Here is a 23,460-nt window from a genome sequence, read left to right as displayed (position 1 = left end):
TCGAAGTGGATGGAGAAAGCAGACAGACCGTTTTGATTTTTAGCGGAGGTGTCCGTATTTATAAAATGATATGTGCGTAAGTGTCGCATTCTTTCGAATCAATCGATTGCGGCTGAAGCGTCTTGTTAAAACGAGTTTCTGTCATGGGGTAAGATTTAAATTAAAAAAAGAAACAGGTCGTGTCTTACTTTAGGGCTGAATCGATATAAGAACTTTTCCTACTCTTCAAAACGAATCGCTTTACCTTGAAAGAGAATACGGCCTTTATCCGTTAAAGCCTTTCGCAAAATGCAGAAGTTCCCGCAAAAACTTCTATTCGTTCCCAATGGAGAATGTAAATTCATCCCGCGATGAATCCGAATTCACTTTCATCCATACTGAGCCAAACCGCACATCGACCTTGGGCTTTGCCGAAAGCGAAACCGTTCATGATTCAGTATTGGGAAGAGCTCGCCTTCCTTCACTGGGAAATTCCGATCGGCTTTTTGGAAGAGGTTCTTCCGAAAGGATTGAACGCGGACACGCATCAAGGAAAAGCCTATATAGGATTGGTTCCCTTTCGCATGAAAGGCGTACGGCCTGCCTATCTTCCGCCGCTTCCTTGGCTTTCTTACTTTCCAGAATTGAACGTCCGAACCTACGTTCGAGCCCAGGATAAACCCGGCGTATATTTCTTCAGTTTGGATGCGAGCAATCCCCTGGTTGTTGAAATCGCGAGAAAATTCTTTCATCTTCCGTATCTCAACGCGGATATGACATTGCAAAGAAAGAATATTCAAAAAACATTTTATAGTGATCGAACCGATGCTCGCGCGAACCACGCCAGATTTTACGCGGTCTATCAACCGATTTCCGAACCGTATCGATCGCAGCCGGGAACGCTGGAGCATTGGCTGACCGAACGATATTGTCTTTATTGTAAGGATTCTTCGGGAAGAATTTACCGCGCCGAAGTGCATCATCTTCCCTGGCCGTTGCAAAAAGGTGAATGTAAAATCTACGAAAACACGATTCTGCAAAGTCATAGAATCCCCGTTTTACAAACCGAACCTTTGATTCATTACTCGCAATCTTTGAAAGTAGCTCTGTATCCGATGATTCCCATGACTTAAGGCTGATGGAATTTGAATACGAAGAGTCCATTTGCGGTCCAAACTAAAACGAAGGGATTAGAAGCGACGAAAATTGAGGAAAGAATTTGCGGTTTTCCTTCGGAAAATGTCGGAAAAGGGTTTGAAAAAAAAGCATTCGCACGTCTATTGATGCATCTTTATTCACAAAGAATTCACTGATTGAAATCTCGCGTTTAAAACGGAACGAGGTTTATCAAGAATCGACAATACCATTTCGGAGAAACGAAGGCATGCTGGCACACATACGACCCGATCAACTTATCTGCAAAGACTCTGATCGCGAAAAAAGTCTGAAAACATTAGGGATGATGTTGGAACTCAGCGAGAAGTGTTATGTCTTTGGAAAATATTTTTTGATCGATGCTTTCGATTCCGAAGAACATCCGTTTCTTCTGAGAAAGGGATTCGATCTGATGGGAATCGGAATGGATGCGGAAAACGTCCACAATATCCTGAAAGGTTATATCGTTTCCGGAAATTACGAAGGAAAAGAATTATTAGATAGAATCATCATACTCGAAGGAATGGAGGCGATTCAGAAGGAGCTGCACATTACCGTGTTTCTGGAAAAAGTGGCTTCTTATTTCGGGGAATCGTATCAGGAAAGTTTTTGGAATTTCGTAACTCAGAAAAGAAAGGAGATCGATACGATCCTTCTCAACGATTTTTACGCGGAATTCTGCAATTCGAAACCGCAGATCGATTCGGACATACTGTTGAGCCGCGCGTTTCATTCTCTTTCTTACAACGAGCTGAAGGATCTGTTGAGACAAGTGAGTCTTCCCGATCTTGCGGAGGCGTTGAAAAGCGTGCGTGAAAAGCTCGTGATTCAAGTATTAGATTTTCTTGATAGAGAATCCTCCCGCTGGCTCATGAAGGAATTGATGAGGTCGGACGATTCTTACGATAGCTCGGAAAAGGTAAAGGAAGCGCAGTTGAAAATTCTCGGCGTCTTTGCCTCTAAAAAGGGAATGAATCGGGCCTTATAAGAACCTGTCCCAAAGAAAACTCAATGACACTGCTCTCTAAGGATCGCAGCGTCAGGGACAGAACCTTGCAGCTTGCCTTTCTATCAAAGTATAATTAAGATTTGAGACACGCTGTAAAACGACAACCGGACTTCTTAGTTAGGAGTTGAAAGGCCGAATGTTAAAATTCGGCCTTTTTTGTTTTGCGGATTGAGAATTTCATCGATGACGTTTTCGTGATTCTTATCCGCAAATGCAAGTCGTCTCTTACACGTTCTTATTTGCCGATTTAAGAAACGATCTTTTCCAATTCTTTGCAAAGAATTTTGGCGATTTGATAATTGCGGAACCATTTCTTATCGGCGGGAATCACGTTCCATTCTTTTTCCTGTTCCTTATATCGAAAGATCGTCTCGTACGCTTTTTGATAATCGTCCCAACGGTCTTGCGTCGTCTGATCGGACGGATCGTATTTCCAGGTTTTATCGGGATCCGATAGGCGTTCCGTGATTCTTTGTTTTTGCTCTTCCTTGGAAATATGCAGAAAGAATTTAAGAATCAGAGTTTCGTTCTCGCGCTGAAGATGTTTTTCGAAATCGCGGATCGATTCCAATCGTTCTTCGATTCTTTTTTCCGAAAGAGTTCCTAAAATCTTAGGCATCAACACGTCTTCGTAATGCGATCGATTGTGAATGTAGATCATCCCTTTCGGAGGAACGTATTTGTGGATTCTCCATAAAAAGTCGTACTGGATCTCTTCCGAGTTCGGCTTGGTCCAGGATTTCACGCAGCATCCTTGCGGATTGATTCCCGCAAAAACGTGTTTGATCGTTCCGTCCTTTCCCGAAGTGTCCACTCCCTGCAAAAGAATCAAGACCGAACGTTTTTTCTGCGCGTATAATTTTTCCTGAAGTCCGGAAAGTTCTTTGAGATACTCTTCCGTTTTTAGAAGGACTTCTTCTTTGATTTTTTCTTTGGGAGGAAGAGTGTCTGCGTTTTCGAGATTCATACGTTCCGGTTCCTGCGCGTTATTGTTTGAAAAGATCGATTATGGATAGAATGGATTTGCGGACCGATCGAAAGATCGGCAATGAGGAAAGTTTTAAAAGTTGAAATACAAGATCCAAACCCTTATCCAAAAGAAGTTCGGTCTTTTTCTTATGAGCCGATCCGTCGAACAGCCAAACATAAATGATTCCCATTTGAAAGAGCCAGAACAACGAGGGAAGTTCTTCCTTTAAATCGGAAGGCAGAGAATCCTTGGAGGAATCGATCGCGTTTTTAAAAAGAGAAATCGCGTCTTCCCGAATCTGCTTCGTTTCTTTGCTGAAAGGGGAAAGAGGATGCTGGGGATCTCCTCCGCTCCTTGCGAGTACGTGCAGGAATTTTTCGTATCCTTGAAACTGGCTCAACTTGTATCGAATGACGTTTTTAACCCTGGCCTTCAAGTCGGATTCGATTTTGCAATATTCGTTATTTTGAATGTTTGCGTCGTCTTGAGTCTGTCTGTAAAACTCCAGAACGATGTCTTCCTTCGTTTTAAAATGATAATACGAAGCGCCCACCGCAAGGCCCGCCTTTTGCGCGATGGCGCGCATCGTGGTTTCGTCATAACCTTCTTTCTGAAATAAGGAAATCGCGGTTTTAAAAAGAAGAGACCGGGTCTGTTGCGACTTGCCGGTCTCTTTTTGCGTTTTCGATTTTTTCCGAATCATGCGGGAACTTCAGCTTCTCCGAAAGTGTGGGAAATTTTCTTTCTGAATTTTGCGAACAGGAAGAGATTGAAAAAGTGCATCGCTCCCAGAAGCAAAAGTACGACACCGACTTTTGTGGTGAGAATTTCGATACATTCTGCCAGGTCTAAAGGTTTTTGACTGGAGGTCAAGGAAAGGCTTATATAGCCGATGTTGATCAGATAAAATCCGACGATCAAAAGATGATTGATCGAATCCGCGAGTTTCTCTTCCCCGTTGAACATCTGGATCAGAAAAATTCTTCCGTTGTTGAAAAGAGTTCTCGCAACCCAGATAGTCATTAGGATGCTGATGATCAAATATCCGACGTAAAGTCCGATGGTGAACGGACCCGAACCCGGCTTCGAATACTTAAGACCTTTCGCCAACAGATACGCGACGACGCTGTTGTTTCCGTAATGGGATGCGATATCGAGAGCGTTCTCTCCGTTGCGTGTCAGATAGCCGCTGAAAGAATCGCGAATCAAAACCAAATCAACGATTTTGCTGTCCGGCATTCTCGCTGCGTAGTGAATCGGATATTCTCCCGCGTTATCAGGTGTGTCGATCCTGTTGTTGCGATCCAACACGAACTGAACTACGGAAGGGTTTCCGCTTTCGATCGCGTAAAAAACCGCGGATCTGCCGCGACTATCGGTGTTGTCGAACATCGACGGACTTTCCGAATAGATTTTTTCCAACTTCGCGAGATTCCCGATTCGAACCGATTCAAAGAAATCGGATTGGGAATCCGCAAAGGCCGAGGCGCTGATTCCGAAGAATAGAGCCCAAACAAAGATGCGTTTCATAATTTAACTCCAAATTTGAACATGTTCAAAAAATAACACCTTCACCGAATTTTTTCAATCAAAAAAATTGAACATGTTCAAAAAAAATCCGTGGAGCTTTTCCAAATGGAGAATGACCCGAGTTTTTATCGTGGTTTGCGTTTCCCCCAGAGAATTTCGAAGTGAAGATGCGATCCCCGTGTTGGAACGAAAAATTACTTGTGTCCGATATGAATATATCTATAATGGATATATATGAGAGCCAAGGAAGAATTCTCCGAAATCAAAGGAATCACTCCGGCTATGTTTCATATTCTGCTTTCACTGGCGGAAGGGCCGCAGCACGGATATGGAATCGCAAAATCGGTCGAGATTTCTTCGGAAGGAAATTTTCGTTTAGGCCCCGGAACTCTGTATCGAACCTTGGAATCGATTCGCGGTTACGGTTGGATTCGACATTCCAAACGAAAACTCGAACCGGGGGACGACCCAAGAAGGCTCTATTATGAAATCACTCCGGATGGAAAAGAGATTTTGATCCACGAATTGAAAAAGATGGAATCCGCATTAAAACGGGCCAAGAAATTGGATCTTCTGGAAAACTAAGATGATCTTTCGATGTTTTCAACTCTTCGTGGAATTCGCTTATCCTTCTTCTTATTCCAAAACGTATAAGAATGCGATTCTGAGCGGTTTGGAGGATTCGTATACGGAAGGAAAATTTAGAATATTCGATTTGTTTGATATTCTTTTGTCCGGTTTTCGGGAAAGAATTGCGAGCGAACAAAAGGTTTTTTCCCTCGTTTGGAGGCACAATCGCAGTACTGCGTTCGGAATCTTCATTCTGATTCCTTGGGATTTGTTTTTGCTTTCGATCTTCGCGAGTTTTTTCGTGGGAGGGGAAGGCTGGCTGAAATTCTTTCACAACTTTCCGTATGAAAGAAACAAGTCCGCGGAGTTCTTTCTTCCTTTCCTTTTATTCGTCGCCGGATTTCTTTTGGTTCGCGACTTGTTCTTCTCAAAAAAGAAACGAACCGTTTTGAATCGATACTCGTATTGGCTGTATTTGAATTACGGTTTGATCGTTCCCTTCTTCTTAATTTTAATTCTTTGAGGTGGTTATGAAAATTCTCGCGTTGAGTATTTTAGTTTTGGGCGTGGCGCTCGTCGGTTTTTTGTTTTATATGGGCGCATTCGATCGGGTTCAGGTTCGGGAAGAAACACAAGGGCCGTTCTACATTCTTTCGCACGAGCGAATCGGAGATTATCGCAATGTCGGTTTAACGTTCGAAGTTCTCCAGAAGGAACTTCCCGAAAAAGGATTCAAGGACTTTAAATTATTCGGGATCTATTTGGACAATCCGAACGAAGTTCCGAAGGACAAACTGCGTAGCGAAGTCGGGGCTATTTTTGCGGAACCCATTTCCAAAATTCCGGACGGTCTTTCCATCGAACTGAAGGCGAGAACCATTCCAGCGAAAAAATATCTCGTCGCGGAATTTCCTCTTAAGAATTTTCTTTCGATCTTTTTAGGAATTTATAAGGTTTATCCGAAGATTTTCAGAGCTTGCGAAGAAAAAGGATGCGATATCAAAGGAAAAGCTTCGATGGAAATCTACGAACCCCTTACGACGTATAAGACGACTTATCTTCTTTCGTTGGATTGACTCGGTTTCTATGACGTTCGTTTAACGTTTTAAGAATTCGACCAATTTTGGAGCGACTCTTTCCGGAATTTCATAGTGCGGTATATGACCTGCGTTGTCTAACGGTACGAACTCGATTCCGGGAAGAAGTTGCAAGGCAAGTTCGCTGTTTTTAAACGGAACCACCTTGTCTTCTTTTCCCCAAATTAATAATTTAGGAATTTTGAATGTTCCTAAACGTTTGTATTCTTCTTCGAAGGATTCTAACGGCATGTTTCTCAAGCTGGAAAGAATCGCTCGTTTAAAACCCTTGTATTGCATTTGTTCCTGAAAAAGGGAACCGAAGTCGGGAAATTTCTCGGGCTCGTAAAAACTTTTCTTGGTTCCCTGGAGCAATGACCGATCTCCGAACGACTTCATCATATAATCTCCCAAAATCGGAAGACGGGACAATTTTGCCACCAATGGAATTTCCATCGGCAATCCGGCAGGGGCGATGAGTCCGAGCGTTTTCACTTTTTCCGGATATTTGAGGGTGAAATGGATCGCGACCAAGGCGCCCATAGACGTTCCGATTAAATGTACCGGTTTTTGAATATTCAGAGATTGGAATAGATCGGAAAGCTGTCTTTCATAGAGATCGTTGTTATACGGAGTTTCCGGTCTATCGGAAAGTCCTCTTCCGTATAAATCCATTCTTAATACCCGAAATCCTTCGCGTTGCAGAACGGCCGATATCGGGCCGTAGATAAAAAGCGGCATGGACAAACCGTGAACCAAGACTACGATCTCGCCGTTTTCCGGACCTTCGAATTGATAATGAATCGACCCGTCTCTTCCTTGTGCAAACGAACCGCCGCTTCTTGCGCGAACTTCCGCATCGATGACTCCGTTTTCTCCGTCCGCAAGAAAGGGAAGCGCGAGAAGAATAAAGACCGAAAGGGATAAGACTGCGATCGTGATTCGTTTCATGATCCGAGGAAAATAGGGCTTTAAGAACGAAAGTCAAGGGTTTTTCTCCCCTTGGTGATTGCGAAAAATCCGAGTAAAAAATGCCTATTTTCGATTTATGATGCTTAAATAATTGTTGCTTAGGCAACAAAATGAGTCTAAACTTAAAAACAGAATCAGAAAGGAGATTTTTATGAAACTGAAAACGGGAGACACGGCTAAAGATTTCGCGGTGCGGGATTATCTGGGAAAAAACATCAGTCTTGCGGATTTGAAAGGTAAATATACGCTTTTGGCCTTTTTTCGAAACGCGGAATGCGCCCTTTGTAATTTACGGGTTCATCAGCTTTTAAAGGCGTATCCCGAACTTGAAAAAAAGGGGCTTCGGATTCTGGCGGTTTTCGAATCCACGCCCGAAAGTATTCGGGAAAGCGTAGGAAAAAAATCGATTCCGTTTTCCTTAATCCCCGATCCTTCCGAAAAGTTATATCGTTTATACGGTGTGGGCACTTCCTGGCTCGGAGTTTTCAAAACGATTCTTACTTCCAAAAAGGAAATTAAGGAAGCGGAAGAAATGGGTTTTGAAATGAAATTGGTTCCGGGGATGAAGATGGATCGAATGCCCGCGGAGTTTTTGATCGGTCCGGATTTACGGGTGCAGATCGCCAAGTTTTCCAAAAAAGTTACGGACCATATTCCGCTTCAGGATTTGGAAACTCATTTGAATTGAAGTTCAGATCCTGCCGTCTAACACGTTCGCTTCGATGGTTTCCGAGATCCGTTTCAAGGTTTGAAGATCGGAAGGGCTCAATCCTTTGTAGATGAGTTTTCTCTCTTTCAGCATTCTTGGAACGGTTCTTTCCAAAAGAGCCTTTCCTTTTTTAGTAATAACGACTTTGAATTTTCTTCTGTCTTCGGAGTCGTCTTCCCTTTGAACAAGATCCTTTTTTTCCAATCCGTCCAATAGCCGAGTTACGTTGGGTCTATCCTTGAACGTTTTATCCACAAGATCGGTTTGATACGCGCTTCCGGTTACGGAGAGTTGGTTCAGTAAAAGCCATTGTTCGACGGTGATGTCCTCTTTGTGATCGGTCATCAGCTTGGTGAAGTGCAGCCTCAATAGACGATCGGTTCGATGAAAGTAATATGCGAACGCGGTTTCGATCAAAGAGGAGGTTTTGGTTTCTTTGGAAGAGGACATGGTTCATTCTCCGTAAATCCATAGTTGCTTCAAAAATCATTGCTTCAATAATAAAATTTGAACCGCGTTTAAGAAAGCGGCTCGCCGAGCGTTTCGACGAATTTCATTTTCGATCCGGATTGCATCAAAGACACGTATGTTTCTTTCGAAATGTCCGCGTATTTTTTTTCTTCTCCGCTTCGAAAACGGATTACAAGATCGCCGGTTTCCAAGTCGTAGCCGATCGATTCGATTTCGGGAGAGGATATGTAGTGCGTTTCGAGCATACCGGATTCTACCCTAATCGGAACGGGAAATTCGGAAAGAGTTTTCCGTCCTTTCCTAAAGAAACTCGGACATCCAACTCAGGATTTTTCCGAGTTTGATTTTTTCCAGGTTCGAATTGGAAAACCGGATCGGTGCGGTCTTTTCGATTCGGATTCCCGTCGGTCGGCTTCCGGTTCTGAACTCGAAAACCATTCGTCGAAACGGTTGTGTTCCGAAATTCTCCTTTTCGGGTTCGAAAATCGAATGATTCAATATTTCTAATATTTCTTTTTCTGAATATAGATCCTCGCAAAAATCGCGGATTCCCGCGGAGAGATCCTGAAACAGATTTTCGCGTTTGACGTCGCGGATTCCGATTACGGGAGGAAACACCGCTCGTTGGGGAAGATTCCTTAATCGATCGACGGTTTCCCTTACGTTCGTTCTTTCCCAGTCGACGAAAAGAAGTCCGGGTTCGTATTCCTTAAATCGATCGTTGAGCGACGTTAGCTCCCTGCAAGGAACCGTTTCCCATCCCAATACTTTGAGATGAGCGCGGATTCGTTGGTATAAAAGCGGATCGGGTCCGATGACGATCGAAGTTAATTCTTTTTTTTGAGTAAGCGTTTCGAGAGGAACGTCAACGATTTGTAGTCGGTTTAGATCGAGAAAGTAATTCAATCCGTGTTCGAAGAGATTTTTGAGTAGGGCGGATTCGATTCTTCCGATCAACAAAGGTTGTTTGGACCAATCCATCGCCGTTTGCAAAGAATCGGGTTCTACCGATTTACGAACGACGATTTGTCCCGGTCCCGTTTCCGGAAATCTTCCCGCTCCTGCCCATTCCTGCGTTGAAATTTCTTTCCAATCCAAGAGAGAGAGGAGAAGCTTCTCTTCTTTTTTGGTAAGTCCGGTTAAGAAGAGACAATCGAACAGTAGGCTTGCCATGGGTATTTTGCTTGACCGAAGGCTTTTCCGGCGAATTCTAGAATTGTGCGACGCGTAAAAGACGCAACCAATTAAAATGAAACTTCTGAAACGATACGCGAATCGACGACTCTACGACCCCGAGACGAGTAAGACGATTACTCTCGAAGACGTCGCGGAGATGATCATCAACGGAGAAGAAATCCGTGTGATCGATAATATGTCCGGTTCCGATATCACTCCGAAAATTCTCGGACAAACCTTTCTCAAGGTTTCTCTCGGTCAAAGAAACGAAGAATTCTCCAACTTCATGCTTTCCGCTTTGATCCGCGAAACGGGTAAGGACATAAGTTCCTTGTTCGGAAGGTTGGTCTTAGGCGGAATCGGTGCGAGTTATCTGACTCGCGATCGTTTGGAAAAAATTCTTCAATCCATGATCTCCTTGGGCGAACTCAAGTTGGAAATGGCGACCGAATACCGCGACGACCTGTTGACCCACATGGCCAGCCGCGCCTCCGAAAACAAACTTAGAATTCAAGAAGACCTCAAAAAAATCGGAAAAGAGCTGGAAGAATCCGCCGAAACCGATTTACCATTGGAAGACCTTTCCGAAAAAATCCGCAAAATTGCGGAAAGTGTAAAAGAAAAGGAAGCCTGAAACTTTAAGCCGAAGATTTCAAAAACCGATATTACAAGAGAGGGAATTCCATGTTTAAGAATATTTCGATCTCTATCATTTTGTCTTCTATCAGTGTTTTGCCTTTATTTGCCGGCGGCGATAAGGCGGTAGAATACGCCGATAGAGCGTATTTCGAACAGATCCGAAAGCTCGATACCGGCTCCTACGAGGAAAGAGTCGACGCCGCGGATTATCTCAAGTTTGTGAATAACAAACTCGCCGTTCGTCCTCTTCTGAACGCGCTTCGCGGAAATCCGAAAGTTCCTAAGTCCCTTGAAAATCATCCTTATCTCAAGTTTACGGTCGCTCAAGCGCTCGCCGTAATGGATCAGGAAATCGCGATTAAACCGACCATCGAAGAATACAAGAAACTCGAACCCACCATCCAAGAAAAGGACGAGCCTTATTTTACGTCTAAGGATGATTATACGATGGTGATCGCGGTCGGCGAAATTTTAAGAACGATCGGAAGTTATCCTTATGCGAAAGAATCCGAAGACGTTCTCGTAAACGCTCTCAGTCACCCGAACTATTACATCCGCGCTTCCGCTGCGGACGGTTTGAAATATATGAACCGGAAGGAAACTGTGAACTTTCTCGTTTCCACTTTGGAAAAGGAAAAGAACGATTTTACGAAAGCGGCGCTTCTCAACTCGATCGTTAACATCATGAAAGTCGCGGATAAAAGTTTTTATTCACTTTGCGATATGCTCAAAAGCGAGAATCCCTCCGTTCGTTACAGAGTTTCCATGGCTCTTGGAGAAGTGGATCTGAAGGCTGCCGAATTTTATCTTCGTCAAGCGCTGTTGATCGAGGACAAACAAAACGTGCGCGATCAAATTCGGAAAGATCTGTCGACCGTTCTCGGTTTTAAACTTCCGACTATCTCCGTGATCTTTGCGGAATAAGAATCGAATTCTTAGAATCTCCTAAATCAAAAAGAAAGACCAAACCGGTATTGAAAGCTCCTGAAGTTCAGGAGCTTTTTTGTTGTACGGATTCTTCCGAAAAGTATAGATACGCGCCCGCAATCAGCGCGGCCGTTCCCGAAGCCGCCAATGCCGCGGTCGAATTCCATTGAACCCACAGATAACCCGTGATCGAACTCGCGAGAATCATACAAAGACTTTGAAACGCATTAAAGGTTCCTAATGCGGTTGCGGTTTCCGTTTTGGGAACCAGATTGCTGATCCATGCCTTCGAAATTCCTTCCGTGGAAGCCGCGTACACTCCGTACCCCGCAAACGCGATCCAAAGGATCCAAGAGGATTCTCCGAATCCCATACTCCAATAAACGAGCGCGTAACATAGTAACCCGAAAAGAAACATCTTCTTCAATCCCACCTTATCCGCGATCACTCCCAACGGATATGCAGCGACCGCGTATACGATGTTGTAAAAGATATAGGCTCCGATGGAGGAAGAATCGCTCATGCCCGATTCTTTCAAACGCAAAAGAAGGAACACGTCCGAACCGTTGAACACGGTAAAAAACAGAATTCCCCGCGTTAGATTTTTATACGAAGGAGAAGCGCTCTTCCAGTATTTGAAAAAAAGAAGAATCGAATATTTCTCTTCCTCTTTGGGAATGAGCGGTATCGTATTCTTTTCGCGGATCCAAAAGGTAAATACGATCGCGAGAAGTCCGGGAATGAACGCCAACAGAAATAATTCTTTGTATCTTCCGGGATAAAAGTATAAAAACACAAGAGCGGAAAGCGGTCCGAGCACCGCTCCGAACGTATCCATCGATCGATGAAAACCGAAAACCGTTCCTTTGTTTTCGATCGTAGTTTCGTCGGAAAGAAGGGCGTCTCTGGCGGAAGTTCGGATTCCCTTTCCCAATCGATCCGTGGTTCTTACGAAAAAAACCCAAAACGGAGAGGCCAAAAAAGTCATCATCGGTTTGGAAAGCGCGCTGAGTAGGTAACCCCATCGAACAAACGGAAGACGTTTTCCGCTTAGATCGGACATTCTTCCGAAAGAACCTTTGCTGAATCCGGCGGTCGCCTCGGCGACTCCTTCCAATAGTCCGATCAGAAAAATCGAAAAGCCGATTTCTTTCAGATAAATGGGAAGAATCGGATACAACATCTCGGATGCGACGTCCGTCAAAAGACTGACAACCGAAAGAATCAGAATGGTTTTTGTGATGATACTTTTGGAAGGAACGAACATAAAGAAGGAAATTCGGCAACTCGTTTCCTATAAGCCGTTCATTTCGACTTTGTCGAAAACCTACGATAACTCTCCGTTATCTTCGATTGCCTCGCGCTTTACGAGTCGCTCGAAGCAACTCAGAGCGTGTCCGCTCTCTATAGGCCCGCGCTTGGAAAAACTCAGCGTGTCGCTCTCTATGGATCGCGACACAGGTGGTGGGAGATACTGGGATCGAACCAGTGACCTCTACCATGTCAAGGTAGCGCTCTAACCAGCTGAGCTAATCCCCCTTTGCCTTGCATTCCAGAATCTGCGTCGCGCTTTATTCGTAAAGAAGATTCCTTTTCTCCTTCCGGGGAAGAATCACGTAAGAATGCGTTCGGATCTTAGAATTTCGAACGAAGTCCGCGTCTTTTTCGAAACTTTCCCGAGAAAATCCTAGCCGATTTCAAAATCCATCAGGTGTTTCGGGATTCGGAAAGAACGAAAACGAAGGATCGGGTATCCTACTCGCCGAAATCGAAAAGAAAAAGAGTTCCCGGTAAAAGAAGAAGAGGTTTGGAAAATGAAAAAGCCGTTCGCAAAAACGATTGATGGGCAATCGCCTTCGGTCCGCAAAATGGACTTTGAAGGTTTGGAAAATCTTCCGAGACATTATTTCAACGATAACGCGATCATTACGCATGCGTTGAACAGTTTTCACGTGATCTTTCCGGAAGGGGAACGCTATTTTATCCGGAGCGTGAAACCGTTTCAAGATCAACTCAGCGAACCTTTAAAGAATCGCGTGAAGTCTTTTATCGGTCAAGAAGTGCAGCACGGAAAAGAACACGAACGGGTTTGGTCTGCAATCCGCAGATACGGTCTTCCGCTCGATAAGATCGCCAAGTTTTATTACACGACTCTGTATAAAGGAATCTTTCCGTTTCTAAGATTTTTATTCGGACCTAAGATCGATCTTTCGATCACCGCCGCTTTGGAGCACTACACGGCAACGTTAGGCGAAATATCGTTGAAATACGATCTGGCCCGCGACGCTCACGGTGATATGAGAAAACTTCTCGTTTGGCACGCTTGCGAAGAGATCGAACACAAATCGGTCGTTTACGACGTTCTTCAGGAAGTCGCTCCGAATTATTTCCTGAGAATTTTCGGTTTTGCGATCGCGACCGTTCTACTTTGGTCGTACGCGATTCTGTTTCAATATTGGTTCTTGATCGCGGACGAGGAAGTTTCCTGGAAGAAGTTTAGGGCGGATCGTTTTTACGCCCGCAAACATCTAGGAGCTTCGGTGCCTCCTTTGTTCCAAGGATGTCTGAAATATTTCAGACCGAATTTTCATCCGGATCAAATGGGCGGCTACGAATTGGCGGAAGCGAGCCTTTCCGCTTTGTAATCCTACATTTTTTTCACTAACGAATCCATCCGAAACACTTGCTCTCGGACTTCGGAGTTCCTCGGAATTCCGAAGTCTATTTTTTTTTAAGCGCTTCTTAACTTAAGAATTGAAAGTCAAAAAACTGAAATGGTTCGCGATATGCATCGCGTGCGCCAGATCGTATTCTTCCTTCGATAAACTTCCGTACGCGAAATGAGGTTTGAGTTCCCCGCCGTACGCTTGGAATTTCAAAATCGTTTCTTGTAAAACGCCGAGGCTCGCTTTCCAATCCGTGTCGGAATGGATCGGAGCCGCTCCAGGAATCGGAGCTTCCAAGTCGTGCGACATTTTTTGGGAAGAAGCGAACTTTAAGAATACGAGTTTTCCGATCGTGTTTTGAAAGAGAGCGCTTTTGTTTTCGGGATAACCTTGGATCGAATATTCGATCGATTGAGCGCAGTGAAGAAACACCTTTCCCGCGTCCCAGGTTCCGTATCCTTGAATCGAATTCGATTTTTTGAATGTTTCCAGTTCGCTTAACACTTGTGCAAGAGAAGCGAAGGTCAATCCTTTGTCGACGATTCCTTTCGGACCGGAGCTGCATCCGTTTGCGGAAGAAAGGACCGCCGCACCCGTGCCGCTCAAAATGAGAAACCTCGTGGAAGAACGGAGGAATTCCTTTCTGGATAAATTTTTAGATGTGAATGTAGTTTGGATCGTTTTCAATTTTAATTCTCCGTGGAAGGCGAGATTAGTCGTTTTTGAAGATCGAGTCAACCGTTTTGTCAACGCGCTAAGGATGCGGAGGGTGCGTAGCAGTTGCATCGCCGTTATTCTGCAAAGCCTTTCAATCTTTGCTTGTGGTCATCTCGCCTTTACGAATCGCGATGCAACCGAAGGCGGTAGCCGAAGCGCGTAGCGAGCCTGGCCTGCGCCTTCTTAGTTCGTGATTCGTAAATCGTCGTATCGGCGCAGGAGCGCCCTAAATTTTTCTTAGTAGGAGATTCCTACTTTCTTATAGAAATAACTCAGACACCACGCGGGTCCGATCAGAAGAAACTGAAGGTCTTTGAAAAAGGAAGGTTTTTTCCCTTCGATCTTATGGCCGATGAATTGAAAGATCCAAGCGACGACGAACACTCCCACGGATATGCTGATCAAAGTGGAAATTCCGGAAAGAGAAATGAAATAAACGCCCGCGAGCATAACGGCGACCATCGTCATCATTCCGAGAAACATGGGGATGGAAAGTCTGAGATAGAAAATTCCCGTCACTAAAACGAAGATCGTAGCCCAGTTCAGAAACAATCTGGTTTGTCCCAGGGATTCCGGAAGAAGGCTCTGAATGGAACCGGACGGAATGGACCAAAGCATTCCGAGCAACGTAAACATAATGGTCGGCACGGCGATCCAGTGAATTCTTTTGTTAATGATGTTTTGGTGGCTCTCCGCGTATTCGGTCAACCACTGTTCGATCGTTTTCATATCAACTCCCTTCATCGAAGATTGAAGCCGTGTTTCAATTTTCGGCTCCGTTTAGAGCTGCACATCATCCCCGATTTTGCAGAAGATTACTTGAACGGAACTGCTATTTTTCAAAAAAAGCGAGGGTTTTAAACCGAACATTTCCCGGAAGGTCCGGCTCATGTGGGCTTGGTCCGCAAAGCCCGCTTCGTGCGAAGCGACGGTCAGAGAATTTCCTTTTGCAAGGGAAAGTACGCAGGTCTTGATCCTCAGCCATTGAACGTATTTTCGGATCGGAATTCCGACCTCTTCTTTAAACAAATGCATCAGTCTGCTTTCGGATAAACCAGTGGATTGGGTCAATTCTTCGAGAGGAAGATTTTCGGGAATGGATTCGGAAATTTTTTTTAAGGCCTGTTTGATCCGAGGATCCCTTTCTTTTCGATCGTTTCCCTCTTTTCTAAGCACGTCGAGGGTTCGCTTCCAAAGAAGAACCGCTTCCTCTTCGTTTGCGGGAAAAGTTAAGAATTTTAGAATTTGTGAATATACTTCCGGTTTCAGTTCGAGAAAATCGGATCGGAAGTCGAAGATCGTTCCCTGAATTCGAACGCTGTCCGGATCGAAATGGAGAATAAAGATGTCCTCGTTCGGAGCTTCTAACTGCTGTTCGACGTTCGGACGGACGAGGACGGCTTTCGATTCCATCCAATCCGTAACGCCGGTTCTGAAACGGAACGGTTTTCCTTTGCTCAAAAGAAAAGAGGCGCTATAGTGTTCGTGAAGTTCGTTGGAGACCGGAACCCCGCTCAAGAGAACGTTGGACCCGATCAGAAACAGCTTTCCTGCCATCGCAGGAAAGCTTAGGAAGCATTCAACCCATTGCAACTCATTTTGAGAGCCGGTTTACCGATCTCAAACGGCCGCGATTCGTTCCTCGGCTCGGTTAGGACGCCATTGCGCGGTCGATCGCCGCGTCCAGATCGATGGTGATCCCGATGAGTTTGTCGAGTTTTGTAAGCTCGAAAATCTTCTGCAGGTGCATCGGAACGGAGAAGATCACGATCTTTCCTTGAGCTTCCTTAAAAAGTCTCGCTTGCGTGCTGATAAAAGCGGCCAATCCCGAAGAATCGATATGCGTAGTGGAGGAAAGATCTACGAGGAAGATGTTCACTCCGTTTTCGATTCTGTCGTTCATCGCTTCCTTGAATTTTTTAGCGGAGAATAAACTGATTTCTCCCGTCGTCTTCAAGATCGCCATGTTCTTTTTGAGAACTCCCTGAACGTGAGAGTCCGTGATTTCCTGAACTAAAAGTTCGTCTTTGGATGCGAGTCCGCCGCTTGTGTTTTGCATAAGTTAATTCTCCCTAAAAGTTATACGTCATTTTAAATTCGATGTTTCGTTCCCTCACCGCCGATGCGTAAGGAATATTTCTTTCGGTTGCGGCGATCGAAAAAACCGCAGGGAAAGAAATCAAAGCCGTGTTGAAAATATAGCTCAACGACAAGGATATTAGAAAAAGATGATTGAGCTGTTTGTGTCTCGAATATTCGGAGTTGTCCTGGTCGAATAAAAGGAACGTTCCGTTGTCCTGCGGAAGAAACATCGGTTGTTTTTCCTTTACGTTGATTCCCGAATAGTATTCGTAAGCGGCGCCCAAGGCGAACAATCCGGTGACTCCCATGAGAGCGTAGCCGGACTTCGTATGTTCCTTTCTTGCGAGGTAATAACCCGGAATCAGATAGTCCCAAAGAACCAGGCCCGTTTCCGGATTTTTCGGAGTCAGGTCCTCCAGTTTGTATACGATTTTTGAAATATTCTTATTTTCTAAAATAGTGGGGGCTTCTGTTTCTCCGCGCGTCAACATGATCGATTCGTCGTTGAGAATCGAAATCTTGGAAAGAATATCGTCTTCCGTTTCGGAGGAGACAGTGAACTTCAGATTCGTTTTGGAAAGCTGCTGGAGAATCCTCGGAGAAGGCTCGGTGATCTTCGCGTATTTTACCCGTTCGATCGCGACTCTGAGATATTCGCCCGCTTCCGTGACGTAAAACAAGGTTTGTGCGTTGATTCGAGTAAGCTTGTGCGTGCAGGTTCGCTTCGGATCCTCGTCCAATTCCAAACAAAGGATGTTTCCGGCTTCTTCGAAGCGCATTTCGGAGATTTCGCTCTTTTTAATCTTTCTTTCGCCGTCTCCGGTTTGGATCGTAATTTCCTCGAGAGCCGGATCGTTATCGGTAACGTTACCCGAAATCTCTTCTCCGGATTTTAGAATGATCCGATGAGCCGAAATCTCGAAGGATAACAACAGAAAAATCGCAACGGAAAGTAAAAAAAGAATTCTGCTCACTGAATAACCTCTATCTTAATCGCAGAATTGATTTGAACTTTCTTCTTGGAAACCTTGTCCATAAGAGTAATCGAATCGTCGTCTACGGAAGCTTTTAAAAAAGATTGCTTGTTTGAGTCTTTGGTCATGATCAGCTTGGAATTTTTCGTGGCGTTCTTATCCATCGAGATCGATTCGATGGAAAAGGTCGGAAGGGTGATCGGAAAGTGGGATGAGAAAAGTCTCGCCTTGTCCCCTTCGATCACGATGTGGTTCGCATAAACGGGATCCGAATCGGATACGACGATCTTGATCATCGCTTTCGGCGGCGGAGGAGCTTCCGCTTTTTTCAGAAACTGATTCGATTTCTGAATCACTTCCTCCAGCATCGCTTGATTCTGTTTGGAAAGATCCCTTTCCAAAATTTCGTTTTTCGATTCGGAATCTCCGTTGCCGAAAAGGCGGCTCGGTTGTTTCAATTTTTCGGAAGAGGTTTTGATTTCCTTCGCTTCGGAAGAGTCTCCCAAACGTTCCGCGTTCTTATCGGAAAGAGAAGCGATCTCCGAACCCGCATTGTAATAATAACCGAGCATCAACAATCTTCGGTTCGCCTTGATCGCGATGTCCTTGTTCTTGTCCGAAAAGGCGAGGGCGGCATATTCTCGGATCGCCTCGGATTGATGTCCCGTTTTTTCCAGAGAATAACCTTTGATATAATTTATTTCCGGGTTGTTGATCTTCGCTCTTTCGATTTCTTCAAGAGCTTTCGCGTAATTCCCTTTTGCAAAAAAAGCCTTGGCTCTTTTTTCAGGATCGTCCAGATTGTTTTCGATTTCTTTCGCGCTCTGTTTCGCTTTCAGAATCAATGAGATGAGAATTTCCGCGTCGCTCGAAAGCAAGGTGCCGGGATGATTCGCTTTCACTTCGTAGAGAGGACGCAAAGCGGAATCGAATTCTCCTTGAACCGCAAGACAAAAACCCTGATGCAACTGGATGAATCCGCCTTCCTCCGATTGTTTACCGAATTGATCGAAGGATTCCTCGTAAGTGCGGTAGGCTTCCTTATAGAATTGATTTCTTTCCAAGGCGAAGGCGTGTTCCAAAAGACGGATCTTGGATGAATTCATATGAAGATTGATTCCCGCTTTTAAGGAAAGGGAACGGACGGAGTTGATCAATACGGCGCCGGTTTCGTGGACAAAGTTCGGTTCCAAAGAAAGGGTTGTGTTCGTGTTGTTGATCATGGAACTCTGCAAGTGATTCAACTTCATTTCCGCCTTGATGTTTTCCTTGTTCGAAATGATTCCTTCGAATTTGGAGCGGAGAATCTCGCTTGAAAAAGAGAAGTTAAGAATTTTACGTCTTTCTAATATGATTCTCAACTCGAAAAGTTTGGTTTCGAGTACGATAAACCCCAAAGGGAGAATCAATAAAAATCCGATTAAGGCTATGAATACGCTCTTCTTCATAATGATTATTGAATTTCGATGATTCCAAAAGTGACGTCGTCCGGGAAACGGTCCGCAAACGTGTCCATTTCCTTTTTGATTTCGTTGGTGATCTGTTTTGCTTCCTGATGAACGTTCGCTTGGAATACTTCGAGAAGACGATCGTCTCCGAATTGTTCGCCCGTTGGAGCGGTCGCATCCAAAATTCCATCCGTGTAGATAAGAACTTTGTCGCCCGGTTCCGTTTTGATTTTAAGAACCTGATATTCCTCCGGAATACCGATGCCGAGGATATGTCCGGTGGAATTGAGAGTAACGATCTTATTCTTGCTCTTTCTGTAATAGTAGATCGGGTTATGGCCCGCGCTGCAGAAATAAGCGAATCCTTCCTTATCGAACAACATAAAAATCCCGGTCGCAAAGAACGAACCTTGGAGCGTGTCGAAAAGTTTTTCGCTCAATCGCGTGAAGATGAAGGAAGGATTTACCGTTTCCTTCATGATGTTTTCGATGTTGAAGTGAATGATCGAGGTGATAAGAGCCGCAGAAACTCCGTGGCCGGTCGCATCGGCCAAGAAGAATCCGGTGCGTTCGTCGTTGATCTCGAGAATGTCGTATATATCGCCGCTGACTTCGCGCATCGGTTTGTAAAAAATATCCGCAGTGATCAGATTGAATTTTCTTCTGCGGCCGGGTAGAAGACATTCCTGAACGTTCTTTCCGATTTCCAACTCGGTTTGAATCTGTTGGTTCTTATGTTCTAAACTTTCAACCTGAGAGGCGATTCTTTCGACCATTCCGTTGAAGGTGCTTCCCAAAAGATCGAGTTCGTCCTTGGAGGAAAAATTCCATCCGGCCCGTACGGTCAAATCACCGGAAGCCATAGTCTCGCTCACTTCCTTCAAGATGAATAAACGAACGAAAATTTTTCTGTAGAGAAAGATTCCGAATAGAATGTGAAAGACCACTCCCCACAGAAGAAGAAGTGCGAGCTGTATATAAAGAGAATTGAGACGATCGAGGATTTCCTTTACGCGAACCTGCGAAACTAAAAAGGTTTTTTCCGTAAGATAAAAGATAAGATTTACGATGAAGTTTTTCGAATCAAGTTCGATGTCATAGGAACTGTTGATCGCTTCCTTTGCGTTGATGATGGTCGCGAGCTTTCCTTTCAGATAATCGATGGAAATTTTGTTTCCGTGTTCGAGATTGATTTTGAATTTTTCGACGGAACGGTCTTCGACCGAGATTACGGAAAAATTTTCGACTCCGATACTGAGCAGTTTACTTTCGATGTCGGCGAGTTTGTCCGGATCCTCGTAGTTTTGAGATTCTAAGCCTTCGATCTTTTTGAGAATTTTTCTCGCGATCTGATCCGACTCCAGAGTGAAATTATCGATGAGCAAATCGGTTTGATTTTCAAAGATCATTACCGCAACGAACGTGAGATTGATCACCGTCAGCAAAGAATAAATGGAAATAATCTGAAGTCGAAGTGATCGTTTCATACTCAAATGAGTATACTGAACTAATCCTTTATTTTCTTCGTTTGTTATAATTTGATAATCGCCGAATATATAGTGCTACTAGTGACTCCAAAGGGTGTGATACGGTGATCTTTATTTATAAAAAAAGGGGTCCGCTCTCGAACAAATCGGAGCATCACTCATTCACGCGTGAATTGTTTCATTTTTATGGCATCCGTACTCTTTGCTTTTCTTTTAATACAGAAATTTCTTTCCTGAACGGATTCAAGAACGAAAGACGTACGCTTGTACGGTTTTCTTCTTCGTACAAGCCCTTGATTTCTTTATTTTTCGAAAATCAAAACCGAATTCGAAACTGGTTTCAAACTCATCAAATAATCGAAGATCGCTCCTAAGTCTTGGTCATTCATTCCCGAATATTCCAACCAAGGCATAACGCTGTTGAATTCTCCCGCTTGAATGGTTGGATTGGTTTTTGCTCTGAGCTGATTGGCGCGAAATCTTGCGATAAAACTTTCACGAGTCCAGTTGCCGATTCCAGTTTTGCGGTCGGGAGTAATGTTTGCTCCTCTTACTTTTCCTCCGGTCGAGAGCGGAAATACGGTTCCTCCCGCGAACTCCATTCCTGCCACGGCTTTGCCTTCGATTCTTTGCGTATGGCAGTCGTCGCAGCCGGCAAAGGTAGTTAGATATTTTCCGTAGGCGACCGAATCATTCGGATCGGGTCGTTTTTGAAACTCGGGAGATTTTGGAATCGTTCTCATGATGAGATTCACCGGAAATTTCACGCTCGACTTTTCCACTTTGTTTTCGATCGGTTGGAGAGTTCTTATATATGCGATGATCGCAAAGATATCTTCCTTGTCCATTTGCGAGTAATTCGGATAAGGCATGATCGGAAAAAGAGGACTTCCGCCCTTGGAGACGCCCGCAGTAATCGCGTAAAAAATTTCCGTATCGGTCCAATTTCCCAATCCGGTGGAGGCGGAAGTGATATTTTTAGAGTAAAAAGTTCCGGGTAGACCGAAATTGTCTTCCGCCATACGGAGATTTCCCGCTCCCACGTTATGCGTCACTGGATAGAAGAGTTGCTGCGGATCTCTATCTCCCGTGTGACATCCCATGCAACCCGCCACGGATTTTACGAGGTATTCGCCGCGGCGGATTTGTTCCGGTGTATGCGCGATTTTGATTTCTTCCCTCTCACCGATATCCGGAAATTTTAAAAAGAGAAAGCTCAGCGCTCCGAGTGCGATTAGGACCGCAGAGAGCAAGGTTCTCTTTATAATCATTCCTAATATTTTCATAATATTCTCCTGTTGCTTTTAAAACAATCGCAGGAGATGAATTTGAAATTATAAAAAATTATCCTCCTCCCAGATTATAACTGCTTGCCTACTTGATAATTTTTGAATTCTACCGAGTAAGAGTTTCGATTTTCCTTTTGGAAGAATAATACGAGGACATCATATCCGAATCGATTCGAAAGACGGACATCAAATTCGAAAAAAATAAAATGTTCCGCAAAATGTATTCAAAAACGTTGATGTTTCGTTGTTTCGAGTTATATGATAAAAAGAGTTTCCTACATTTTACCGGCATTGATTTTATTCTCCTGTGCGACCGCACAGACCCAAGAGCCGGAAAATCAGAATCAAATTGAAAAGATACAGACCGCAAAGTCCGTAGTGGTGGAATCCTTTTCCCCCGCCTCGATCCGCGAAATTTGCGAGAAAGCGCCCGATCCGGCCGCAGCAGACGTAGAAAGCGAATCCTGTATTCACAAACGACAACAAGAGTTATGGAAAAAAGTTTTCGCGCCTTCGACCAAAGAAAAAAATCTTACGAAGGCTCTGGAATTGGTTTTAGTGCTGAAAAAAATCTTTCCAAAAAAGAAGATGTTGATCGGAAAGGGAGCGGAGATCCACGTTAGACACGTTCAACAAAGGGTGGAATACTGCGATCAGGCCCAATCCAATTGTGTTCCCGTAATTCACAATCTGATTTCTTTTTCCGATTCGGACGTTCACGAAGTCAATAAGACGTATACTCTGATTCCTCAGTTGAGTTATCTCGAAAAGGAAGACAAGGTTCTTCCGGTCGCAAAGTGGAACGAGCGTTTGGATTTGATTTCCAAAGAGAATATCGAATTCATGCTGAATGCCTGCTTTGTCATCGAATGATCGTTTGAATTTCGTGAAATCCAACTTCTACGAAAACGATCGGATGGGAAGAAGTAAGAGAAGAGCGACGCCCGCGATTTCGGCGGACGTCGTTTTAAAAAGATCAGTAAGGTCCGGTGACGCAGCGAACGTATGCGTTGTTCGATTTTCCGTATTCTACCACACCGCCTACGGTAAATTCCACGATGTAAGCCATCGATCTGTAATTGGCGCCCTGCGGAATTTTATAGTGTTGTTCTGTGTTCCCCGGGTTGGTCACGTATTGTTTCGGGTCCGTCGTGCCTGTTTCGTCGGTAGGAGCGCTTGGTAAAACCGGACTATTTCCCGCTACGAAGGAATTCGTGGACGTCCAGAATCTTCCTTCCGCCGTATTGGGAAACAAGGTCGGATTGATGATCGGCTTTGTCGATCGGCTGTAATCCACAATCGAGATGAGTTCTTTTACGGTGGGCAATCTCCATTGTCTTCCGTCACCCAAGGTCGTTCCGAGGCTGCTGCAATAAGCGACCGCTGTCGCCCAATTGCTCGTTTCTGCCGGACCGGAAACCACGTTACAGTTCGTGTAATTCGAACCTGCAGTTCCCCGTCCTCTTCCGCATTTTCTCCAGAGCAGACGGTTTCCCGTATCGTTGATCGTTCCATCGTTCGGATCCGTATAAGGTCCTCCGATGGCGGTTAACGTTTCAATGATTCCGAGTAAGATGGTAAGAAGTATAAACGTTTTCAATAGTTTCATGTGAT

Annotated in this window: 27 protein-coding genes and 1 tRNA gene; 10 read left to right on the top strand and 18 right to left on the bottom strand. The window is 44.5% G+C overall.

What is annotated here, in order from left to right:
- Positions 1–350: 350 nt before the first annotated feature.
- Together DLM76_RS03325 and DLM76_RS03320 are read left to right on the top strand one after the other, a co-directional pair.
- Positions 351–1,112 carry a YqjF family protein gene (locus DLM76_RS03325; protein WP_118954969.1) on the top strand — a complete coding sequence of 254 codons (762 nt, stop codon included), beginning with the start codon at positions 351–353 and terminating at the stop codon, positions 1,110–1,112.
- A gap of 251 nt (positions 1,113–1,363) precedes the next feature.
- The gene (locus tag DLM76_RS03320; RefSeq protein WP_118964343.1) at positions 1,364–2,122 is read left to right on the top strand and encodes an LIC10244 family PerRA/PerRB upregulated protein; all 759 of its coding nucleotides are present in this window, start codon (positions 1,364–1,366) and stop codon (positions 2,120–2,122) included.
- Positions 2,123–2,390: 268 nt separating this feature from the next.
- Here the strand turns inward: DLM76_RS03320 and DLM76_RS03315 are convergent, their stop codons facing one another.
- From DLM76_RS03315 to DLM76_RS03305, 3 genes are read right to left on the bottom strand one after another with little or no spacing between them, the layout of a single operon-like run.
- Positions 2,391–3,146: a PPK2 family polyphosphate kinase gene (locus DLM76_RS03315; RefSeq protein WP_277749312.1), complete on the bottom strand. Its 756-nt coding sequence runs from the start codon at positions 3,144–3,146 to the stop codon at positions 2,391–2,393.
- Complete coding sequence (locus DLM76_RS03310) at positions 3,130–3,816, bottom strand: TetR/AcrR family transcriptional regulator (protein WP_118954972.1); 687 nt, start codon at positions 3,814–3,816, stop codon at positions 3,130–3,132. The genes DLM76_RS03315 and DLM76_RS03310 overlap by 17 nt, the downstream gene beginning before the upstream one ends.
- Positions 3,813–4,643, bottom strand: a complete 831-nt coding sequence (locus tag DLM76_RS03305; RefSeq protein WP_118964341.1) for an ankyrin repeat domain-containing protein — start codon at positions 4,641–4,643, stop codon at positions 3,813–3,815. Before DLM76_RS03305 ends, DLM76_RS03310 begins: the two co-directional genes overlap by 4 nt.
- A gap of 234 nt (positions 4,644–4,877) precedes the next feature.
- On the opposite strand from DLM76_RS03305, the gene DLM76_RS03300 reads away from it, so the two are divergent.
- Genes DLM76_RS03300 through DLM76_RS03290 form a run of 3 tightly spaced genes read left to right on the top strand, consistent with a single transcriptional unit; the run spans position 4,878 to position 6,289 of the window.
- Entirely contained in the window at positions 4,878–5,228 is a 351-nt protein-coding gene (locus DLM76_RS03300; RefSeq protein ID WP_118964340.1) for a PadR family transcriptional regulator, read from the top strand.
- A 1-nt stretch (position 5,229) separates the two neighbouring features.
- Positions 5,230–5,736, top strand: coding sequence for a hypothetical protein (locus DLM76_RS03295; RefSeq protein WP_118964339.1), 507 nt, complete (start codon positions 5,230–5,232; stop codon positions 5,734–5,736).
- A gap of 7 nt (positions 5,737–5,743) precedes the next feature.
- Entirely contained in the window at positions 5,744–6,289 is a 546-nt protein-coding gene (locus DLM76_RS03290) for a GyrI-like domain-containing protein (protein WP_118964338.1), read from the top strand.
- Between the two features lie 21 nt (positions 6,290–6,310).
- Here DLM76_RS03290 and DLM76_RS03285 read toward each other — a convergent pair whose 3' ends face one another.
- Positions 6,311–7,240, bottom strand: coding sequence for an alpha/beta fold hydrolase (locus DLM76_RS03285; RefSeq protein WP_118964337.1), 930 nt, complete (start codon positions 7,238–7,240; stop codon positions 6,311–6,313).
- A 172-nt stretch (positions 7,241–7,412) separates the two neighbouring features.
- Here DLM76_RS03285 and DLM76_RS03280 point away from each other — a divergent pair, with 172 nt between their 5' ends.
- Positions 7,413–7,949: a peroxiredoxin-like family protein gene (locus DLM76_RS03280; protein ID WP_118964336.1), complete on the top strand. Its 537-nt coding sequence runs from the start codon at positions 7,413–7,415 to the stop codon at positions 7,947–7,949.
- Between the two features lie 3 nt (positions 7,950–7,952).
- Here the strand turns inward: DLM76_RS03280 and DLM76_RS03275 are convergent, their stop codons facing one another.
- The 3 genes from DLM76_RS03275 to DLM76_RS03265 form a co-directional block, all read right to left on the bottom strand.
- The gene (locus DLM76_RS03275; RefSeq protein ID WP_118964335.1) at positions 7,953–8,420 is read right to left on the bottom strand and encodes a MarR family winged helix-turn-helix transcriptional regulator; all 468 of its coding nucleotides are present in this window, start codon (positions 8,418–8,420) and stop codon (positions 7,953–7,955) included.
- Between the two features lie 68 nt (positions 8,421–8,488).
- On the bottom strand, positions 8,489–8,686 hold the full coding sequence (locus DLM76_RS03270; RefSeq protein ID WP_118964334.1) for a KTSC domain-containing protein: 198 nt from the start codon (positions 8,684–8,686) through the stop codon (positions 8,489–8,491).
- A gap of 55 nt (positions 8,687–8,741) precedes the next feature.
- Positions 8,742–9,614: a hypothetical protein gene (locus DLM76_RS03265; RefSeq protein WP_118964333.1), complete on the bottom strand. Its 873-nt coding sequence runs from the start codon at positions 9,612–9,614 to the stop codon at positions 8,742–8,744.
- Between the two features lie 76 nt (positions 9,615–9,690).
- Between DLM76_RS03265 and DLM76_RS03260 the strand changes: the two genes are divergently transcribed.
- Together DLM76_RS03260 and DLM76_RS03255 are read left to right on the top strand one after the other, a co-directional pair.
- Positions 9,691–10,251: a polyhydroxyalkanoate synthesis regulator DNA-binding domain-containing protein gene (locus tag DLM76_RS03260; protein WP_118954982.1), complete on the top strand. Its 561-nt coding sequence runs from the start codon at positions 9,691–9,693 to the stop codon at positions 10,249–10,251.
- 50 nt (positions 10,252–10,301) lie between these two features.
- On the top strand, positions 10,302–11,180 hold the full coding sequence (locus DLM76_RS03255) for a HEAT repeat domain-containing protein (RefSeq protein WP_118954983.1): 879 nt from the start codon (positions 10,302–10,304) through the stop codon (positions 11,178–11,180).
- Between the two features lie 67 nt (positions 11,181–11,247).
- Here DLM76_RS03255 and DLM76_RS03250 read toward each other — a convergent pair whose 3' ends face one another.
- Together DLM76_RS03250 and DLM76_RS03245 are read right to left on the bottom strand one after the other, a co-directional pair.
- On the bottom strand, positions 11,248–12,450 hold the full coding sequence (locus tag DLM76_RS03250) for an MFS transporter (protein ID WP_118964332.1): 1,203 nt from the start codon (positions 12,448–12,450) through the stop codon (positions 11,248–11,250).
- Positions 12,451–12,645: 195 nt separating this feature from the next.
- Positions 12,646–12,722 (bottom strand) — tRNA-Val (locus DLM76_RS03245).
- A 275-nt stretch (positions 12,723–12,997) separates the two neighbouring features.
- Between DLM76_RS03245 and DLM76_RS03240 the strand changes: the two genes are divergently transcribed.
- Positions 12,998–13,828, top strand: a complete 831-nt coding sequence (locus DLM76_RS03240) for a metal-dependent hydrolase (RefSeq protein ID WP_118964331.1) — start codon at positions 12,998–13,000, stop codon at positions 13,826–13,828.
- Positions 13,829–13,930: 102 nt separating this feature from the next.
- On the opposite strand, the gene DLM76_RS03235 is transcribed toward DLM76_RS03240, so the two are convergent.
- The 8 genes from DLM76_RS03235 to DLM76_RS03200 all read right to left on the bottom strand — a co-directional run bounded on the left by DLM76_RS03235 (position 13,931) and on the right by DLM76_RS03200 (position 21,843).
- Positions 13,931–14,527 (bottom strand): DUF1569 domain-containing protein, encoded by a 597-nt coding sequence (locus DLM76_RS03235; protein ID WP_241548185.1) that lies wholly within the window; start codon positions 14,525–14,527, stop codon positions 13,931–13,933.
- A gap of 276 nt (positions 14,528–14,803) precedes the next feature.
- Complete coding sequence (locus DLM76_RS03230; RefSeq protein ID WP_118955187.1) at positions 14,804–15,295, bottom strand: Mpo1 family 2-hydroxy fatty acid dioxygenase; 492 nt, start codon at positions 15,293–15,295, stop codon at positions 14,804–14,806.
- A gap of 51 nt (positions 15,296–15,346) precedes the next feature.
- A complete protein-coding gene (locus DLM76_RS03225; protein ID WP_241548168.1) occupies positions 15,347–16,123 on the bottom strand; it encodes a helix-turn-helix domain-containing protein in 777 nt (258 codons plus the stop codon).
- Between the two features lie 94 nt (positions 16,124–16,217).
- Complete coding sequence (locus tag DLM76_RS03220) at positions 16,218–16,625, bottom strand: STAS domain-containing protein (RefSeq protein WP_118954987.1); 408 nt, start codon at positions 16,623–16,625, stop codon at positions 16,218–16,220.
- A 13-nt stretch (positions 16,626–16,638) separates the two neighbouring features.
- Entirely contained in the window at positions 16,639–17,622 is a 984-nt protein-coding gene (locus DLM76_RS03215) for an LB_137 family protein (RefSeq protein ID WP_118954988.1), read from the bottom strand.
- Complete coding sequence (locus DLM76_RS03210; RefSeq protein ID WP_118954989.1) at positions 17,619–19,070, bottom strand: tetratricopeptide repeat protein; 1,452 nt, start codon at positions 19,068–19,070, stop codon at positions 17,619–17,621. The genes DLM76_RS03215 and DLM76_RS03210 overlap by 4 nt, the downstream gene beginning before the upstream one ends.
- A gap of 5 nt (positions 19,071–19,075) precedes the next feature.
- On the bottom strand, positions 19,076–20,557 hold the full coding sequence (locus DLM76_RS03205; RefSeq protein ID WP_118954990.1) for a SpoIIE family protein phosphatase: 1,482 nt from the start codon (positions 20,555–20,557) through the stop codon (positions 19,076–19,078).
- Between the two features lie 302 nt (positions 20,558–20,859).
- Positions 20,860–21,843, bottom strand: coding sequence for a c-type cytochrome (locus tag DLM76_RS03200; RefSeq protein ID WP_118964330.1), 984 nt, complete (start codon positions 21,841–21,843; stop codon positions 20,860–20,862).
- 261 nt (positions 21,844–22,104) lie between these two features.
- Here DLM76_RS03200 and DLM76_RS03190 point away from each other — a divergent pair, with 261 nt between their 5' ends.
- Positions 22,105–22,719, top strand: coding sequence for a hypothetical protein (locus DLM76_RS03190; protein ID WP_135581128.1), 615 nt, complete (start codon positions 22,105–22,107; stop codon positions 22,717–22,719).
- 103 nt (positions 22,720–22,822) lie between these two features.
- On the opposite strand, the gene DLM76_RS03185 is transcribed toward DLM76_RS03190, so the two are convergent.
- The gene (locus tag DLM76_RS03185) at positions 22,823–23,455 is read right to left on the bottom strand and encodes an Lcl C-terminal domain-containing protein (protein WP_158586363.1); all 633 of its coding nucleotides are present in this window, start codon (positions 23,453–23,455) and stop codon (positions 22,823–22,825) included.
- Positions 23,456–23,460: the final 5 nt, after the last annotated feature.

It is taken from the genome of Leptospira yasudae, from assembly GCF_003545925.1.
GTDB lineage: Bacteria > Spirochaetota > Leptospiria > Leptospirales > Leptospiraceae > Leptospira > Leptospira yasudae.
This window is presented reverse-complemented; position numbering and strand designations above follow the sequence as displayed.